The following is a 16122-nucleotide window of genomic DNA, read 5'->3' as shown; positions in this document are numbered from 1 at the left end:
CCGGCGCCTCGGGGGTGGCGTCATGACCGCGGGCGCGGGCGCGCCGCCCGCCCCCGAAGCGGGCCCGATAGCCCCGGCCCCCGTCTCGGTCCCGTCCCAGCGCGAACCGGGGCTGGGGCCGGGGCAGCCCGAGCCGGGGCAGGGACCGGGACAGCCGGCCCCGGGCCGCAAGGGGCAGCCGGTGCGGCTGCGCGCCCTGGACGGGCTGCGGCTGCTGGCCGCGCTCATGGTCGCCGCGTACCACTACGGCGGCCGCGACGGCGAGATAGCCCAGGCGTGGGGCACCTCCCCGCGCCACATCTTCCCCACCGCCTCGTCGTACTTCGCGTACGGCTGCCTGGGCGTCCAGATCTTCTTCGTGATCAGCGGCTTCGTCATCTGCATGAGCGGCTGGGGACGCCCGCTGCGCTCCTTCTTCGCCTCCCGCGTCTCCCGGCTCTTCCCCGCCTACTGGGCCGCGATCCTGCTGATCACCGTCGTCTTCGCGCTGCCCTGGGTGGCGTTCGAGACGGTCTCGCCCAGCGACACCCTGCTCAACCTGACCATGCTCCAGCAACCGCTGGGCGCCGACCGGGTCCTGGGCGTGTGCTGGACCCTCTGGGCCGAGCTGCGCTTCTACGCCCTCTTCGCGCTGTTCGTCGTCCTGCCGGGCGCCAGCCGACAGCGCGTGGTCCTCTTCTGCGCGGTGTGGACCCTGGCCGCCGCGATCACCGACGCGGCGAACCAGCCCCTGCTGGACCTCGTCCTGATGCCGAACTACGCCCCGTACTTCATCGGCGGCATCGGCCTCTACCTGATCCACCGCTACGGCCACGACGCCACGGCCTGGGGCATCGTCGCTCTCAGCTTCCTCATCGGCCAGCACTACGCGGTCTCCGAGCTGTGGCACCGCCCCAACCCGGACTTCTTCTCCTACCGCTCCGCCTTCGGCATCGTCGCGATCGTCGCCTTCGGCTACCTCGCCGTCGCCCTGGTCGCCCTCGGCAAGCTCCAGTGGGCCAACTGGCGCTGGCTGACGGTCGCGGGCGCGCTGACGTACCCGTTCTACCTGGTCCACGAGCACCTGGGCTGGGTCGTCGTCGGCTACCTCCACCGCACCCTCGGCCTCCCCTCGTACGCCACCTTCGCCCTGACCATCCTGCTGATGCTGACCCTTGCGTGGCTGCTCTACCGCTTCGTGGAACAGCGCCTCACCCCGGTGCTGAAACGCTCCCTCTCGGCGGCCCGGGTGCGCTGAAAATACTTCGCTTCAGGGCCCGGCGGTCCCTACCGTCACCCCCATGAAGCTGCTCTCCGTGAACGTCGGCACGCCCCGGCCCAACCCGTGGAAGGGCCTCAGCGCCACGGGCATCGACAAACGCCCCGTCGACGGCCCGGTCACCGTCACCGCCCCCGGCCCCAAAGGCACGGGGGCGGTCGGCCTCGACGGCGACCGGGCGTACGACGTGAAACACCACGGCGGCCCCGACCAGGCCGTCTACGCCTACGCCCGCGAGGACCTCGACGGCTGGGAAGCCGAGCTGGGCAGGCCCCTGAAGAACGGCGTCTTCGGCGAGAACCTCACCACCCTCGGCCTGGACGTCAACGGCGCACTGATCGGCGAGCGCTGGCACATCGGCCCCGAAGTGGTCCTGGAGGTCTCCTGCCCCCGGATTCCCTGCGCGACCTTCCAGGGCTGGCTGGAGCGCGACGGCTGGATCAAACGCTTCACCGAAGCCGCGCTGCCGGGCGCCTACCTGCGCGTCATAGTCCCCGGCGCCATCACTCCCGGCGACCCGATCGAGGTCGCCCGCCGCCCCACCCACGACATCACCATCGCCCTGGCCTTCCGCGCCCTGACCCGCGAAGCCACCCTGCTCCCCCGCCTCCTGGCCGCCGACGCCCTGCCGGAGGAGACCAAGACCCTGATCCGCAAGCGCACGGAGGATTCATGACCAGCAGGTTCACCGAGTTGGTCGTCGACTGCCACGATCCGGAGCGCCTCGCGGCCTTCTGGTGCGCGGTCCTGGACTTCACCGTGATCGAACGGAGCGAGAGCGACGTCGAGATCGGCTCCTGGGAGCCGACCGTCGAAAAGGTCCGGGACCGGCAGATGCCACCCACCCTGCTGTTCATCCGGGTGCCCGAGGGCAAGACCGTGAAGAACCGGCTCCACCTGGACGTCAGCCCGATCGACGGCAGTACCGACGACGAGGTGACCAGGCTGCTCGGCCTCGGCGCCACCAAGGTGGACGTGGGCCAGGGCCCCGGCCGCAGCTGGGTGGTCCTGGCCGACCCCGAGGGCAACGAATTCTGCGTCCTGCGCACCCTGGAACCACCCCATTAGCCTCGCCGTTTCGGTTGGGGTGATGAGACGTCGCTGTTCGTCCGCTGTCGCGTGGGCGGCCGGGGGTTTGCCCAAACAACCCACTCATTCATCAACCGCCCCTGGGGGCAGCGGTACAGTTCTGGTGATCCATGCGAACAGACGTGCGGCCCGCCGACCCGCTGCCCGAGCGTCAGTGAGGGCACGCCGGCCGCCCCAGGGGAAGACGTGATGCAGTGACGGAATCATCCTTGGCCATGTGCGTGCCGTCGGATCACTTCGGCCTTACGTGTGTGCGTGATGTCTCGCCGGACGAGGTGCTGGCCCGCTTGAGCGTCACGGATCAGGCACCGTACCCGCTCTACACCCCTGGCGAGGCTGTCCGGCGCTTGGGATTCGGCCACGAGAACCCCGCGGCACGTATCTGCCAGGCCGGTCAGTGGACCTTCCTTCTCGACGTCGACGCCCACGGTTTGCTGCTCCAGACCCCGGTGCTCACGCGCCTGTCGGTGGGGACCGAGGCAGTTTCGGTCTGGCATGTGATGGATGGTACGACCCGCATCGCTCATGCGATCGACAGGCAGCTCATGGCTCACTACGACGATGACGCTGTGCATCTCACGACGGGCGCAGATCCCTCACGTGTCAACCATGCCCTGGAGGAAGCCGGGTTCTTCCCAGCCGACGATGAATTCGACGATGACTGGTCACCGCCAGCGATGGCTCTGGTTGCGGTGGAGCGGGAGTTCGGCCTCACACTGTCGTCCGGGACCGCAGAGAGTCCCCTGCCGACGGTCAGCCTCCATCACCTGCGAAGCTGACCGTCGAAGTCGAATGGCCCATGCCAGAGGGTCAGAAGGTGATGGCCAGCCAGAACGGGTCACTGTCTGCGAGTCGCTCGCTGACCACGAAGCCGCCGTAGGTCGATCCCAGGTCTGAGTTGAGTGCTCCGGGTATGTGCCCACGGACGCATTTTTCAGTGCCGGTAACGATGCCGACCGTCGTGACGGTGGGCCAGTCCACGGCGAGGTCGCCGCTGGTGCCCGCGCGCACGGCGGTCACTTGGGCGCAGTCCTTGCCGTGGGTGATGCCGTTGAGGGCGCCGGTTTCGTACGTTCCAGCGAAGGGGAATTCGTCGCAGGTGTCACTTTGCACGTTCGGGTCCGGTGTGAATTTAGTGCTTCCGCAAATGATGTTCCGGTTCGCTCTCCGTTGGCTATCACCCTGCAGCCGGTGGAGGGGCTGGCCGGTGCCTCGGAGTCCCCAGTGGCCGGAGAGGTTGTGCTGGGCCCACTCGATCATGTCGGCGGACGAGCCGTACTTGGAGCGCGGGAGTTTGAGGGTCGGTGTATACCAGGGCACCACACAGCCGCCGGTGTTGGTGACGGCGTACTGGTCGTCGCAGCGGACTTCTACGCCGCCCCAGGTAATGGGGGGCAGGAGATCGATGGCGTCGGGGGAGCCGATGGAGAGCTGATAGTCGACGTCTATGTACTGGTAGCCGCTGGTTGGCTGCTGTGCGACGAATGTGGAAGTCGACGTCAGGTTCTGGCTGTCGGCGATAGGCGTCCTGGCCCACGGCTTGGTGCTTGAAGGAGCGCATGGAGCCGTACAGTTCGTGGTCCACGACACGCCCAGGCCGGCGGGCAGAGTGCCAGTGTGGGAGAGCATCGTGATCTGATCGGTCTCCGTCCACTGCAGACTGTTCACCTTCAGGTCCAGCTGCTGCGCAGTGGCGAACAGAGCGGTGGCTTTGACCTGATTGTTGCTGTCGCGGTAGGTGTACTGCACGTTCGGGTCGATCTGACACTGCATGGTGCGCGTGGCGTACCAGTAGCCGTCCTCATCCCCCGTGCACTCGTTGACCGGCAGCGGAGCAGCCGACACCCCGGACGCAGACCCCGCAGATGCCGCCGCAGCACGGAGCGCAGCCTTCCCCTCCGCGGGCGAGAGCCGCGTCAGACATCCGTACGCACGCTTCACACCTCCGGCACGTCTGGCTCGTGCTGCGGCAGCTGCGCAGTCTTCTTCGGTGGGGCCGGACCGTTTGCCGCTGATGTCCAGGCGCTCCTTGTCCACGGAGGTGGATGCGGAGGCGGGGGCGGAAGCCGCTATCGGTCGTTCGTCGCGGGTGGGGGTGGCGGAGACAGCGGGCTGGACTGCCGCACCTGTGAGAAGTGCGGCTGCAGCAAGGCCGGGCAAGAGGATGCGTCTTATCACAAAGTACCTTTCGAGCAGCACGACATGGCCACCGGCGGATCCGGCGGCTCTTTGGTGCGGGAGGTTCACGGCACGCTCGCAGCTCAGCAACGGCATGGGCAAGCCGTTTCCAAAGGCTCAAAGACTCATCTGTTCTGTGCCCGAAACCACGCGCGGCTTAGGGAAGGTGAGGATTCTGCTCTGAGATGCTGTGGTTTTCGCTGCCCAGGCGCATTCGGCAAGGGCAATTCCAGTCGTTCAATCGACCAGGGGCGGCAAGTGGGCTAGGCCACAGCTGATTGGGTCGGCCCTACGATGAAGGCTGGCCCCTGCCCCTTGCGCGCGGCTATCGGCGCGCGCAAGGGGCAGGGGCCAGCCGGCGCTTTCACTGAAGGCCCACCCCGGTCAGGGGGCCCATGCCGCAGGGAACGGTAGACACTGGACCATCAGGCGGCCAGACCGGGCTCCAGCGAGGCCGCCGCGGCCGGCCCGAGCCACACGAGCTGCGCGGTGACCCCACCCCGGGAGAACCACACCTCCGCCCGCTCGAGCGAGGTAAGCACCAACCGCTGCCCCGACGCGATGACTTCGGTGTGCCCACCGTCGTAGGCCATGCCCCACGCGGCGATCTCCACGTCCGCCTCGTCGGTGCCCTCGTACGGGTGGATGCGGGCCACGGCGAAGAGGCGGGGCGCGGTGGCGAGGGCGAGGGCGCGGAGTTCCTTGCCGAGGTCGAACGGCTCGGGGGTGGCTTCCTGCGGGGGTACGGCGGTCATGACATGTCTCCTTACCAAGAAGCGCAGTTGGCCAGGACCGGCCATGCGTGGTCGGCGGCCACCGTCGCGCTGAAGTGGTCTGGCTCACAGCATAGAGCAGCGACTAGAAGGGTTTCTATAATCCATTAGATGATCTTCTAGTTGGCCCTGGAGGATTTTCGCGACACACTGTGCCCAGGCGCGAGAAGGAGAAGCCGGATGCCACCAAGGGACGCATTGACCGTCCGCCAGCGCCGTTTGGGAATCGAGCTAAGGAAGTTGCGCGAACGCGCAGGGCTGACGTCCACCGCGGCAGCGGTGCTCAACGGCGTCAACCAGGCGCGGATCAGCAACCTTGAGGCCGGACGATACGCAGTGAGCGCCGAGCGCGTGCGGACACTCGCGCGCAGCTACGACGCCGCCGATCAAGCCCTGATCAACGCCCTGGCCGCCATGGCTGGACGACGAGACCGTCACTGGTGGGAGGAATACCGCGAAGTCCTGCCCACGGTCATGCTCGACATCGCCGAATTGGAGCAGGAAGCCGCGGGATTGCGCGTCGCCCTGGCAGTCCACATGCCCGGACTGCTCCAGACCGTGGACCACGCCCGTGCCCTCTACCGCGAAACTGTCCCGGCCCTCGAACCGTACGAGGTGGAGCACCGGGTCGCCTTCCGCGTCCGCAGGCAGGGAATCCTCCACGGCGAGCGGCCGATGCCGTACAAGGTCATCCTTCACGAGGCCGCCCTGCGCTTGGGCTGCGGCGGACCGAAGGTCGCCAGGGCGCAGTTGGAGCACCTGATGGAAATGAGCGAGCGCGACAACATCACCGTGCACGTGATTCCCTTCGGCAGCGGACCGTTCCCCGGCTCAGGCCAGCCGATCGATTACGTATACGGCGCTGTGCCCCAGCTCGATACGGTCACGTTGGATACCGATCACGGCTGCGAGTTCCTGGACGCAGAAGCGCAGCTGGTGAAGTACCGGTCCGTTCTGGACCGGCTGGAGGAAACCGCGCTTGATCCGCCCGCGTCACGGGACTTGATGCACCGCGTCGCGCTCGACACTTGAGAGGAAGCCCACGTGTCCGAACGTCACTGGCGAAAGTCGTCCTACAGCGTGGAGGGGTCCAACTGCCTGTACGTCCGCGTGGGCGAGCGTGACGCCATAGTGCTCCAGGAGAGCGAACACCCCGAGACCACGCTCTCCACCACGCGCACACCCCTGAGAGCCTTCATACGCGCCGCCAAGGCAGGTCAGTTCGACCACGTCGCCGACCTCTGATCGCTGCGGCCTTCGAGGCAGTGTGGCGACGCGCCACCCCGCACGAGGAGTTCAAGGTCGATGACCACAGCAGTACGTGAGGCATTGAGGCAGGCTCGGAGCTCGACGGTGCATCTGGAGATGCGGGATATCTACACGCCCGACGACCCGGATTTCGCCGACTGGCGCGCCGGCGTCCGCTTCGACCCCGCCGAACGGTGGCGGAGCTGGTTCGATCTCGTCGTGTCGACCGTTTCGCGTGGTGTTCGGATGCGGCGTGCCCGTATCGTCTCGGAGCCCGTCAGCGAGTACATCAAGTTCGAGTACGACGTGACGGCAAGCCATAACATCGCCGCCGGTGAAGAAGTGCGCTGGCTGCCTCGGAGGCGCGCGGCCGACCTCGCGCTTCCGGGCGCGGACTGCTGGCTGATCGATCAGGAGATCGTCATCTTCAACCACTTCGACGGCAATGGGAACTGGGATCCCGCCACAGGCATGGAGGTACGGACCGATCCGGACACGGCAGGGATGGTCGCCTCAGCGTTCGAATCCATTTGGGAACGGGCAGTACCGCACTCGGCGTATCGCCCCTGGTGAACCACCCTTACCCAAGCGGCCTGGTGGCGATTTCCTGTTCTGGAAACGAGAACTTCTTGCGGGCGAGCACTGATTCTCGCGAGCATCGGTGCTCGACACGGCACACCAGGGAGGGGACTCATGAAGGTATCGAAGCTCGTGAGTACGTGCGACATCAAGGACTGTCCGACCATCTACGCCACCGACCGGGATACCCTCCTCGTGCAAGGCGAGGTGCCCACCGACCACGGGCTGAACATTCCCGCGCACGAAGGGATCGTGGAGATCCCCACACAACTGATCCTCGACCTCATCCGGAAGGGCCTTCGTGACAACCTCGTCTAAGAGCCTCGGCGAGCTGTTCGACACCTTCGAACGGGAGGCGTTCCGGCTGGAGACGCTGGACGACTACGGCGGGTCGGGCAACACGGGCGCGTACGGAAGGTTCCTGGCGGGAGATCCCCGGCCGGAGGGCTACAACGCCGAATGGGTGGCGGAGCTTCGCTCGCACACCGGCCGGGGAAAGCGCGTCTACCGGGTGCACATCCTTTCGCGACCGCTCACGCCCTACCTCCGTTTCGAACTCGGCTGGGGCTACCGTACGAACCAGACCGGCGGTGAGGAATTCTTCATCCTCGACACCACCGACAAGCCCAACCCCCTCGAAGGCGTAGGAGACTTCTGGCTCTTCGACGCCCAGACCCCGGTCACCATGTCCTACGACGCCTCGGGGGCCGTCACCGGGCGTGAAACGCTGTCCGATGAGCGGGCGGCAGAGTTCATCGGCTACCGGGATACGGCCCTCGCTCACGCGGAGCCGTTCTCTCAATGGTGGTCGAAACACGGCGAGTGAATAGAGGCGAACTGGGAGCGGCACTGCGGGCGCTTCGGCTGGCATCCGGAAAGGAAGCCAAAGCCGTCGCCCGCAGCGCTGTTATGTCCACCAGCAAGCTGAGCAAGATTGAGACCGGGAAAGTCGCGCCATCCGTGGTGGATGTCGAAAGCATCCTGGCGGCACTCGGCGTCTCCGACGAGGTCAAAGCCGAGTACCTCGACGTCGTGCGGGTGGCAGCGACCGAGACCACGGCGTGGCGACTCGTACGCCGACTGGGAGTGCACAAAGCACAACAGCAGACCAGGGTGCTTGAAGCACGCATGACACTACTGCAACTTTTCCAACCCGCCCTGGTGCCCGGCCTGTTGCAGACTCCCGAGTACATCCGCGCCGTACTTGCTCGCCATGACCTAAGCGAAGAGACACTGACGCGTACCATCACAGCCCGCTTGGATCGCCAGCAGATTCTGTATGACGACTCCAAGAGCCTGCGTTTCGTCATCACCGAGAACGTGCTGCGCTGGCGCATCGTATCGTCCTCCAGGATGGCTGAGCAGATGGATAGGCTCATCTCGCTGTCACGGCTGCCTCATATCGATATCCGCGTCGTACCTTTCACCGCCAAGCAAGCCGATATAGCGAACCATGCGTTCGTCATCCGAGACGGCAGGACCGTGACCGTTGAGGCCATCCACGCCGAACTTGTGGTGACGGATCCGAGAGACGTTTCTCAGTACGTCAGTAAGTTCGAGGGATTCGCGTCCACGGCTCTCAGCGGCGACGGCATGCGGAGAATGGTCGGGAGCGTGCGAGACGACTTCTTGCATGAACAGGAAACAGACTAGAGACCCTTCCGAGGTGCCCATGGATTGAGCCCAGCCCACATCGGCCGGGAGTGCTATGAAAATCACCGAGGAACATATCGACGCCATGCGTTCCGCGCGCCACCGGGCGGCTGGAGCAGACGCAAGGGCAGTCGCCGAATTACTGCGGGAGGCGCTGGGGCGCCTCGGCTTCACTCCCGACGTAGCCGTACCCCACGGCGCAAAAACCGAGGACCTGTTCTGGCCCGTCCTGCGGGGCGAGGTGACGGTCTCGGGGCACCCCATGGTCGCTCTCGGCCGCATTCCGCTCGACAGCGCGAACCGCCTCGCGGAAATCCTCATGCGCGCCGCATTGGAGGAGCAGACCAAGAGGGCCGCCGCGGGCTGAGCGGCGGCCCCTTTCACACCCCCGTCCCGGCTGGACCGGAGCCCTGGCAGGTCGAGCCCAGCGCGGAACGGGTGCACGTGCACGACGGCGCGAGGAAGGCCCCGCGCTGACAGCACCGAAGGGAATCATCCCGATGCGCTTACGCGGATTCAAGGCCGCTGTCCTCCGACAGGACCCCGAGGACGACGGACCGACCGAGGGCGGGCAACAGGGCGGCTGTGGTGATGGTGACGGCTGTGGTCGTCAGTAGCGGGTGAGACAGGGCGGTCCCCGCTTCGGGTGGGGACCGCTCGCCACTGAGAGAGCGAGCACATGCACCACCACGGCTACACCTGGCTCGGATCCGCACACGAATTACTCAAGGACGGCCCCCGACGCCCACCGCGCCCGGAATTCAGATCCAGCAAGGTCGTCCCCCTGGAACTGGCCAACTGGCTGCTGAAGCCCGCATCCTTCATCCAGGGAACGTGGACCGATCCAAGCCAGGCGGCGGAATGGTTCGGTGCGCAAGCGCGGGACGCCGCCGCGTGGTTCGTCTCGGAACACGACCGCGACGCGGTAGGCCGAGCCGTCAGTCGGGTCACCAGTGGCGAGGACCTGGTCGGCGGCTGGTATCTCACGGGTCGGAGATTTCTGTCCGTATGCCTGATCGCGTGCAGCCCGCACCGCATGCGACCTGAGATCCCGTGACCCCAGACGTGACCGCCGTTAGCCGGGTGTTAGCGGCGCGGCAGCCTTGCGACAGCGGCCCCGACCAGAGTGGGTGACGTACCGAGGAGACAACGACTCCGACTACCCCTGGGGGGGACCTGAAATGAGCACCGACACCACCATCCGCGCCGCCCGCCGCCGCACCCTTCGCGTCGCCGTCGCCGCCCTGACCGTAGCCGCCGGCCTCAGCCTGACCGCCTGCTCCGGCTCGGGCGACACCGGCGACACCGGCGCGAAGTCCGCGGCCACCGCCGAGTCCAGTGGCAAGGGCGCCTCCGCCGGGGCGCAGGGCTCCGACATCAGAGTCGAGGCGGGCTCGAACGTCCAGCGCTGCCACACCTCCGGCCTGAAGGCGGCGTTCGCCACGGGCGAGGACGCGACCCCGGACCCGAACGCGGACGGCCCGACGACCACCAGCATCGTGCTGACCAACAAGGGCAGCCGCACCTGCAAGATCGGCGGCTTCCCGGGCGTGGACCTCAGGTCCGAGAACGGCGGTCAGAGCTGGTCGCTCCAGCGCTCGTCGGCCAAGTACGGCTCGATCACCCTGGCGCCCGGTGACAGCACCGACTTCACGATCAACCTCGCCCTGGCCGGGGAGGACGAGGAGAACGCCTGGATGCCCGCCTCCGTGGCCCTCACCCCGCCGAACGAGACCTCCGCGCTGACCCTGAAGTGGCCCTGGGGCCCGCTCGTCGACCAGACCGGCGCCACCCACCCGGCCACCTTCGTCAACCCCATCGGCTGATCTCGGTGTGACCGGCGCCGCCTCACGAGCCCCACCAGCACCCGGCTGCGCCGCCGGGTGCTGGTGGGCGGCGCGTACGCGGGGTGTGTGGTGCTGCTCGCCTGGTTCGGGGTCGTGGCCGGGCTCGGGCCGCTGTACTGGCCCGGACTGTGCGTGGTCGCGGGGCAGTTGGGGTGGCAGGCACGGCGGGCCGACCCCGCGGATGCCGGGGCCTGCGGGCGGGCGTTCGGCACCAATCCCCTGTGCGGACTGCTCATCCTCGTGGCCAAGCTCGCCGGGCGGATCGGTACCCTCGGCTGAGGGACACCGATCCTGGAGGTGCTGGTGGGACTGCGGGAACGGATCTCGGCGGAACTCACGGCGACCATGCACGGCGGGGATCTCAAGCTGGAGCGGTACGCGGGGCCGCCCGGTGATCCCGGGCTGTTCGGGATCGCGCCGGGGGATCCGGTGTGGCGGGTGCACGGGCATGCCACCGGGATGCTCACCGGCGGGTTCGCCGCGCTCATGCTCCAGTCGCTGCATCCGCTGGCCATGGCGGGCGTCGACCAGCACTCCGACTTCCGCGCCGATCCGGTCGGGCGGCTGAACGGAACCGTACGGTTCATCACCACGACCACCTTCGGCTCCTCGGCCGCCGCCCGCGAGGTGATCGACCTCGTCCGGCGGATCCACACCCGGGTGCACGGCACCGCCCCCGACGGCCGGCCGTACCGCGCGGACGACCCCGACCTGCTCACCTGGGTGCACACCGCCGAGGTACGCAGCTTCCTCGCCGGCCACCAGGCCTACGCGCCCCGGTCGCTCCGGCTGACCCCTGCCGAGTGCGACGCCTACTACCGCCAGGCCGCCCCCGTGGCCGAGGCGCTGGGCGCGCGGAACGTACCGCGCACGTCCCTCGAAGCCGAGCGCTACCTGGCCCGCCTCCGCCCCCAACTCCACGCCACTGCTGCCGCGCTGGACTCGGTGCTGTTCCTCCGCCGCTTCGGACGCACACGACGGGAGCGGCTGGTCGTCGGCCTGCTCATGAACGCCTCGGTCGGGCTCCTCCCCGACTGGGCCCGCGCCGAACTCGGCATCCACCGCCCGGCCCCCGTCCGCACCGCCTGGGACCGGCCCCTGGCGACGGCCGTCGGACGCACCCTCGAATGGGGGCTCGGACCCTCCCGGATCCAGGCCGCCGCCCGGGCGCGGCTAGCGCACCACGCGGTGGCGGAGATAGACGACCCCTGAGCTGAAGGTGCGGGTCTCGACGAGTTCGAGGTCCACCCGGCGCTCGTGCCGGGGGAAGTACGGAATGCCACCACCGACCAGCACGGGGTAGACCATGGCCCGGTACTCGTCGATCAGACCCGACACGGCCGCCTCGGCGGCGAGGGTCGCGCCACCGATCGCGATATCGCCCTCCCCCGGCTCGGCCCGCAACCGCTCGATCTCCTCCGCCGGCCCGCCGGAAGCCAGGCGGGCATGGCCCTGCACCGCCGACAGCGTGGTGGAGAACACCACCTTCGGGAGCGGCTTCCAGAGCGCGGTCCACTCGAGCATGGCGTCGTCGAGCGAGGGGTCCTGATCGGCGGTCTCCCAGTACAGCATCGTCTCGTACAGCCGTCGCCCCAGCAGGTGGACGCCGACCTCCCGGATCTCGTCGATCCAGAAGCGAAAGACGTCCTCGTCCGGCGCCGTCCAGTCGAAGCCGCCGTCCGGCCCGACGATGTAGCCATCGAGGGAGACGCCCATCGAATAGGTCACGTTGCGCATCAGAAGTCCTCCTCCGTGACAGGTTCGACAGTAGGACCGCCGAACACCGCGAAACTCATCGCGGAGCATTCCTCGGGGGACGAGAAGGCCGGCTACGCACCGAACCCCCCGCCAGGGCCTTTCGGCCCGGGCGAGGGGGGGGCGGGGCGGCGGTCGGGTTACCAGATGATGGCGTCGTCCAGGTCCTGCTGCCAGTACGAGACCTTGATGGAGTCGTCGATGTAGACGCCCTTGGCGGGCAGGGACGGGTGGGCGGCCGAGGAGAGGCTGTCGCCGTTGCGGTCCGAGAAGTAGACGGCGAGGGACTTCGCGGTGTAGCCGTTCGAGCCGCTGCCGTCGGCGGCGGACAGGTTCACGGAGGCGTAGCCGGACTTGCCCGGGGCGAGCGTGACGACGGCCTGCGGCTTCGACGCCTCGATGACCGGCGGCACCGACTGGGCCTCTTCGAACTGGACGGCCGGGTAGCCGTAGAGGTAGCAGGGCGAGCTGCCGGTGTTGGTGACCGTGAGCAGCATGTGGTTGAGGGGGCGGGCCAGGGGAGCCGCGGTCGTCTTGGTGTTGGAGCCCTGGCAGGTGACGGCGGCCCGGTTCGTGCCGGCCTTGCTGTTCGCCGACACCGCGGACGCGTTCGCGACCGGCTTCGAACCGGCGAAGGACTTCGCGTCCTCGTGGGAGGAGACCGACGCACCCTCGGCACGGGCGCCCGATCCGTCGCTGAACGCGGTCAGGGAGAGGGTGGCGACCGCGGCGGTCGCGGCGACGGCCAAAAGGCGGGTGCGGGAGAGGCGGGTGCCGGACATGTGAGGGAGTCCCTTCGGCGGTGCGGTGGATGTGCTGCTTGGATGACCTGAGCTTGTGGGGCCATCTGTCCCAACCGCCACAAATTCCGGGCAGGTTGGAACGCTGGAACGCCGAAACGGGCTTTTACCAGGGGGAACGTAAAGCGCCTGGAACGCGGAGATGGGACGCGTCGGGCCAGCGGGGAAGGGGAGGGAACGGTGTCAGGGGTGACAGGGGCCACCGAGGCGAGCGGGGCGGCCGGGGACGCGGAGGCGTTCGCGGAACTGCTGCGGGGGCTCAAGGAACAGTCGAAGCTGAGCTACGGGACGCTCGCCAAGCGGCTGCACATGAGCAGGTCGACACTGCACCGCTACTGCAACGGCAGCGCGGTGCCGGCCGACTACGCGCCGGTCGAACGGCTCGCCCGGGTGTGCCGGGCGACCCCCGAGGAACTGGTCGAGCTGCACCGGCGGTGGATTCTGGCGGATGCGGCGCGAAGACGTAAGGGGCCGGGGCCGAATGACGTGATACGCGGCGCCGGGGCCGAGGCCGAGGAGCCCAAGGGGGCACCGGCGCCTGAATTAGCCCCCGGCGCCGAGGCCCGCCCTGCCGATTCGGGTGGGACGGAACCGGCGGCCGTGGGCGGTGAACTCCACGCATCCGGCGGACGTGACGAACCCGTCGTCGGCGGCACGGTCCCGTCCGCCACCGTGCGGCCCCGTCGGCGCCGCACCGCGCTCGTGGCCTCCGTCGCCGCGGCCGCCGTCCTGGGCGCCGTCGCGCTCGCCGTGAGCCTGCCGTCCTCCGGCGGCGCCGGGAGCGACGGCGGCCACCGGAAGGCCGCCGGGGACACCACCCCGGTGACCGGCGCCCACTCCGCCACGCCTACGGCCCCCCACACCGGCCGGGCGAACGACAAGCGGCCCTCCGCGTCGGCCTCCCCATCCCCGTCCCGGAGCGCGAAGACCGGCACGCCCTCCGCCCCGCCATCGGAGGCCGCCGCCCACGACGGCGGCGGCGCCGCCGAGCGGGGCATCGGCGGCGTACCGCTCAACGTCGGCACCCGCCCTTACGTCTACGACAGCCCGTGCAGCCAGCACTTCCTCGTCAACAGGGAACCCGAACAGGTCGGCCCGCCCGCCGCCGAGCGGGACGCACCCCGCTGGGCCGCCGCGAACGGGGCGGTCTCCTCGGGGGAGCAGCGCGTCGCCCTCACGGTGCAGGGCACCGGGAAGGACACCGTCGTCCTGGAGGCGCTGCACGTACGCGTCGTCACGAAGAACGCCCCGCTCGCCTGGAACGACTACTCGATGGGCGTCGGCTGCGGCGGCGGCGTGGACACCAAGTCGTTCGACATCGACCTCGACAACGGCAGCCCCACCGTCACCGTCAAGAACGGCCAGCGCGACTTCCCGTACAAGGTCAGCGAGTCCGACCCGGAGGTCTTCTACATCACCGCCCGCACCAAGGCGCACGACGTCCGCTGGGACCTCGCCCTGGACTGGTCCAGCGGCAACCGCCGCGGCACCGTCCACATCGACAACAGCGGCGCCCCGTTCCGCACCAGCGCCAACGTCGGCCGCCCCGGCTACGACTACCCGCTGGGCGGCACGGAGTGGATCGATCGGGCCGAGTAAAGACCAGGCTGTCAGATCCACGCCGGGGCGTCGGTGCCCCACCGGCCGGGCGGGCGGGCCCAGTCGCGGGGAGCGCCGTCGTACGCGATCGGCGGGAGGGCGTGGCGCAGGCGGCCGTACGGGGCCGGCGTCTCGGTCAGCCAGGGGTCCGGGGCGTACGTACCGTCCGGCGGCGGTGCGGGGGTGATGCCGTGGAGGAGCCAGGACGCCGTTCCGGCCAGGGAGAGGCGGAGGTGGCGGCCGCCGCCCGTGTCCATGCGGTCGGTCAGGGCGCGGAGCACCCCGGCGGCGAGCAGATAGCCGGTGCCGTGGTCGAGGGCCTGGGCGGGGAGCACACCGGGGCGGCCGTCGTCCGACGCCTCGGTCAGGGCGATACCGGTCCCGGCCTGCACCAGGCTGTCGAAGCCGCGCCGGGCGGCCCACGGCCCGGTCCAGCCCCAGGCACCCAGCCGGGCGACGATCAGCCCGGGGTGATCGGTGAGGTAGCGGTCGAGGGCGCCGGGGCGGTAGCCGGTGGCCACGACGTCGGCTTGGGCGAGGAGTTCGTCGAAGGTCCGCCGGTCGTGGGGGTCGGCGAGGTCGAGGCGGGTCGAGCGCTTGCCGAAGCCGGTGTCGGCGTGGGCGTCGGGGTCCTCGGGGAGGTGCGGGGAGTCGACGCGCAGGACGTCCGCGCCCAGCAGCGCCAGGGTGCGGGTCGCGACGGGACCGGCGATGACCCGGGTCAGGTCCAGGACCCGGACCCCCTCGGCGGGGAGTGCCGCGGGCGGGAGGGGGCGTGGGGTGCCGCCGCCGGTGTCCCGGGATTCCGCCAAGGGGAGGGTACGGAGCGGGAGTTCGCCCGGCGGTGCGGCGGCCACCGCCAGCGCGCCCGCCGCGTACGCCGTCTCCTGGACCTCCCGTGACGGGCGCTGCGCCAGCTCGGCGGCGAGCGCGTCCGGCTCGGCGCGCTCCGGCAGGCCCAGCGCGGTCAGCAGCCGGGCGCGGTGGTGCGGGTAGTTGGCGTGGGTGCGTACCCAGCCGTCGGCCGTGCGCCAGAAGCCGGACAGCGGGGCGAAGGTGGTGGCCTCGCGGCCGTCGATCCGCAGATGGCGCTCGCTGACGAACGCGGTGGCGACCGCGCCCTCGTGCACCCGTACGGCTGGTACCCCGCCCCCGGTCCGCCGCGCCGCCAGTTCGGCGGCGGCCAGCGAGCACACGCCCACGGTGGCCCGGGCCAGTTGCCGCACCGGCAGCCGGGCGGGCAGCACCGGGCCCGCCGGTACGTACGTGACGCGCTCGGCGAGTTCGGTCGGCCCGCCGAGCGCGTCCCAGGCGTGAGAAGTGGCCGCGTCGAGTGTCATGGG

General features: G+C 69.2%; 21 protein-coding genes. 16 read left to right on the top strand and 5 right to left on the bottom strand.

Annotation, left to right across the window (positions count from 1 at the left end; all coding sequences use genetic code 11):
* Positions 1-22: 22 nt before the first annotated feature.
* From ACFZCY_RS35105 to ACFZCY_RS35090, 4 genes are all read left to right on the top strand, one after another.
* Positions 23-1237, top strand: coding sequence for an acyltransferase family protein (locus tag ACFZCY_RS35105; protein WP_391182642.1), 1215 nt, complete (start codon positions 23-25; stop codon positions 1235-1237).
* 43 nt (positions 1238-1280) lie between these two features.
* Positions 1281-1934, top strand: coding sequence for an MOSC domain-containing protein (locus tag ACFZCY_RS35100; RefSeq protein ID WP_391182639.1), 654 nt, complete (start codon positions 1281-1283; stop codon positions 1932-1934).
* Positions 1931-2326, top strand: a complete 396-nt coding sequence (locus tag ACFZCY_RS35095) for a VOC family protein (RefSeq protein WP_391182636.1) — start codon at positions 1931-1933, stop codon at positions 2324-2326. Before ACFZCY_RS35100 ends, ACFZCY_RS35095 begins: the two co-directional genes overlap by 4 nt.
* Before the next feature lie 236 nt (positions 2327-2562).
* The gene (locus ACFZCY_RS35090) at positions 2563-3126 is read left to right on the top strand and encodes a DUF6461 domain-containing protein (RefSeq protein WP_391182858.1); all 564 of its coding nucleotides are present in this window, start codon (positions 2563-2565) and stop codon (positions 3124-3126) included.
* A gap of 31 nt (positions 3127-3157) precedes the next feature.
* Here ACFZCY_RS35090 and ACFZCY_RS35085 read toward each other — a convergent pair whose 3' ends face one another.
* The gene (locus tag ACFZCY_RS35085; protein WP_391182633.1) at positions 3158-4384 is read right to left on the bottom strand and encodes a hypothetical protein; all 1227 of its coding nucleotides are present in this window, start codon (positions 4382-4384) and stop codon (positions 3158-3160) included.
* A gap of 566 nt (positions 4385-4950) precedes the next feature.
* The gene (locus tag ACFZCY_RS35080; RefSeq protein WP_391182630.1) at positions 4951-5280 is read right to left on the bottom strand and encodes a hypothetical protein; all 330 of its coding nucleotides are present in this window, start codon (positions 5278-5280) and stop codon (positions 4951-4953) included.
* A gap of 198 nt (positions 5281-5478) precedes the next feature.
* Between ACFZCY_RS35080 and ACFZCY_RS35075 the strand changes: the two genes are divergently transcribed.
* From ACFZCY_RS35075 to ACFZCY_RS35025, 11 genes are all read left to right on the top strand, one after another.
* Positions 5479-6330 carry a Scr1 family TA system antitoxin-like transcriptional regulator gene (locus tag ACFZCY_RS35075; RefSeq protein WP_391182627.1) on the top strand — a complete coding sequence of 284 codons (852 nt, stop codon included), beginning with the start codon at positions 5479-5481 and terminating at the stop codon, positions 6328-6330.
* 12 nt (positions 6331-6342) lie between these two features.
* Complete coding sequence (locus ACFZCY_RS35070) at positions 6343-6543, top strand: DUF397 domain-containing protein (protein WP_391182624.1); 201 nt, start codon at positions 6343-6345, stop codon at positions 6541-6543.
* 60 nt (positions 6544-6603) lie between these two features.
* Positions 6604-7119 (top strand): DUF6879 family protein, encoded by a 516-nt coding sequence (locus ACFZCY_RS35065; protein ID WP_391182621.1) that lies wholly within the window; start codon positions 6604-6606, stop codon positions 7117-7119.
* 120 nt (positions 7120-7239) lie between these two features.
* Complete coding sequence (locus ACFZCY_RS35060; protein WP_391182618.1) at positions 7240-7443, top strand: hypothetical protein; 204 nt, start codon at positions 7240-7242, stop codon at positions 7441-7443.
* On the top strand, positions 7427-7951 hold the full coding sequence (locus ACFZCY_RS35055; protein ID WP_391182615.1) for a DUF6879 family protein: 525 nt from the start codon (positions 7427-7429) through the stop codon (positions 7949-7951). The genes ACFZCY_RS35060 and ACFZCY_RS35055 overlap by 17 nt, the downstream gene beginning before the upstream one ends.
* Positions 7927-8778: a Scr1 family TA system antitoxin-like transcriptional regulator gene (locus ACFZCY_RS35050; protein WP_391182612.1), complete on the top strand. Its 852-nt coding sequence runs from the start codon at positions 7927-7929 to the stop codon at positions 8776-8778. The genes ACFZCY_RS35055 and ACFZCY_RS35050 overlap by 25 nt, the downstream gene beginning before the upstream one ends.
* Positions 8779-8833: 55 nt before the next feature.
* Positions 8834-9145, top strand: a complete 312-nt coding sequence (locus tag ACFZCY_RS35045) for a hypothetical protein (protein ID WP_391182609.1) — start codon at positions 8834-8836, stop codon at positions 9143-9145.
* A gap of 312 nt (positions 9146-9457) precedes the next feature.
* Positions 9458-9835: a hypothetical protein gene (locus ACFZCY_RS35040; protein ID WP_391182606.1), complete on the top strand. Its 378-nt coding sequence runs from the start codon at positions 9458-9460 to the stop codon at positions 9833-9835.
* 124 nt (positions 9836-9959) lie between these two features.
* Positions 9960-10604, top strand: coding sequence for a DUF4232 domain-containing protein (locus tag ACFZCY_RS35035; protein WP_391182603.1), 645 nt, complete (start codon positions 9960-9962; stop codon positions 10602-10604).
* 63 nt (positions 10605-10667) lie between these two features.
* The gene (locus tag ACFZCY_RS35030) at positions 10668-10904 is read left to right on the top strand and encodes a hypothetical protein (RefSeq protein WP_391182600.1); all 237 of its coding nucleotides are present in this window, start codon (positions 10668-10670) and stop codon (positions 10902-10904) included.
* A gap of 24 nt (positions 10905-10928) precedes the next feature.
* Positions 10929-11837, top strand: coding sequence for an oxygenase MpaB family protein (locus tag ACFZCY_RS35025; protein ID WP_391182597.1), 909 nt, complete (start codon positions 10929-10931; stop codon positions 11835-11837).
* Here ACFZCY_RS35025 and ACFZCY_RS35020 read toward each other — a convergent pair.
* Positions 11799-12362, bottom strand: a complete 564-nt coding sequence (locus tag ACFZCY_RS35020) for a dihydrofolate reductase family protein (RefSeq protein ID WP_391182594.1) — start codon at positions 12360-12362, stop codon at positions 11799-11801. The two genes, ACFZCY_RS35025 and ACFZCY_RS35020, sit on opposite strands and share 39 nt — an antisense overlap.
* A gap of 158 nt (positions 12363-12520) precedes the next feature.
* Positions 12521-13162 (bottom strand): DUF4232 domain-containing protein, encoded by a 642-nt coding sequence (locus ACFZCY_RS35015; protein WP_391182591.1) that lies wholly within the window; start codon positions 13160-13162, stop codon positions 12521-12523.
* Positions 13163-13360: 198 nt separating this feature from the next.
* Here ACFZCY_RS35015 and ACFZCY_RS35010 point away from each other — a divergent pair, with 198 nt between their 5' ends.
* Positions 13361-14779 carry a helix-turn-helix domain-containing protein gene (locus ACFZCY_RS35010; protein ID WP_391182586.1) on the top strand — a complete coding sequence of 473 codons (1419 nt, stop codon included), beginning with the start codon at positions 13361-13363 and terminating at the stop codon, positions 14777-14779.
* Between the two features lie 11 nt (positions 14780-14790).
* Here ACFZCY_RS35010 and ACFZCY_RS35005 read toward each other — a convergent pair whose 3' ends face one another.
* On the bottom strand, positions 14791-16119 hold the full coding sequence (locus ACFZCY_RS35005; protein WP_391182583.1) for a CoA transferase: 1329 nt from the start codon (positions 16117-16119) through the stop codon (positions 14791-14793).
* Positions 16120-16122 lie beyond the last annotated feature (3 nt).

This window comes from Streptomyces sp. NPDC007983 (assembly GCF_042958345.1).
In the GTDB taxonomy this organism is placed as follows: domain Bacteria; phylum Actinomycetota; class Actinomycetes; order Streptomycetales; family Streptomycetaceae; genus Streptomyces.
Note: the sequence above shows the minus strand (reverse complement) of the source record. Positions and strands in the feature narration are given on the sequence as shown.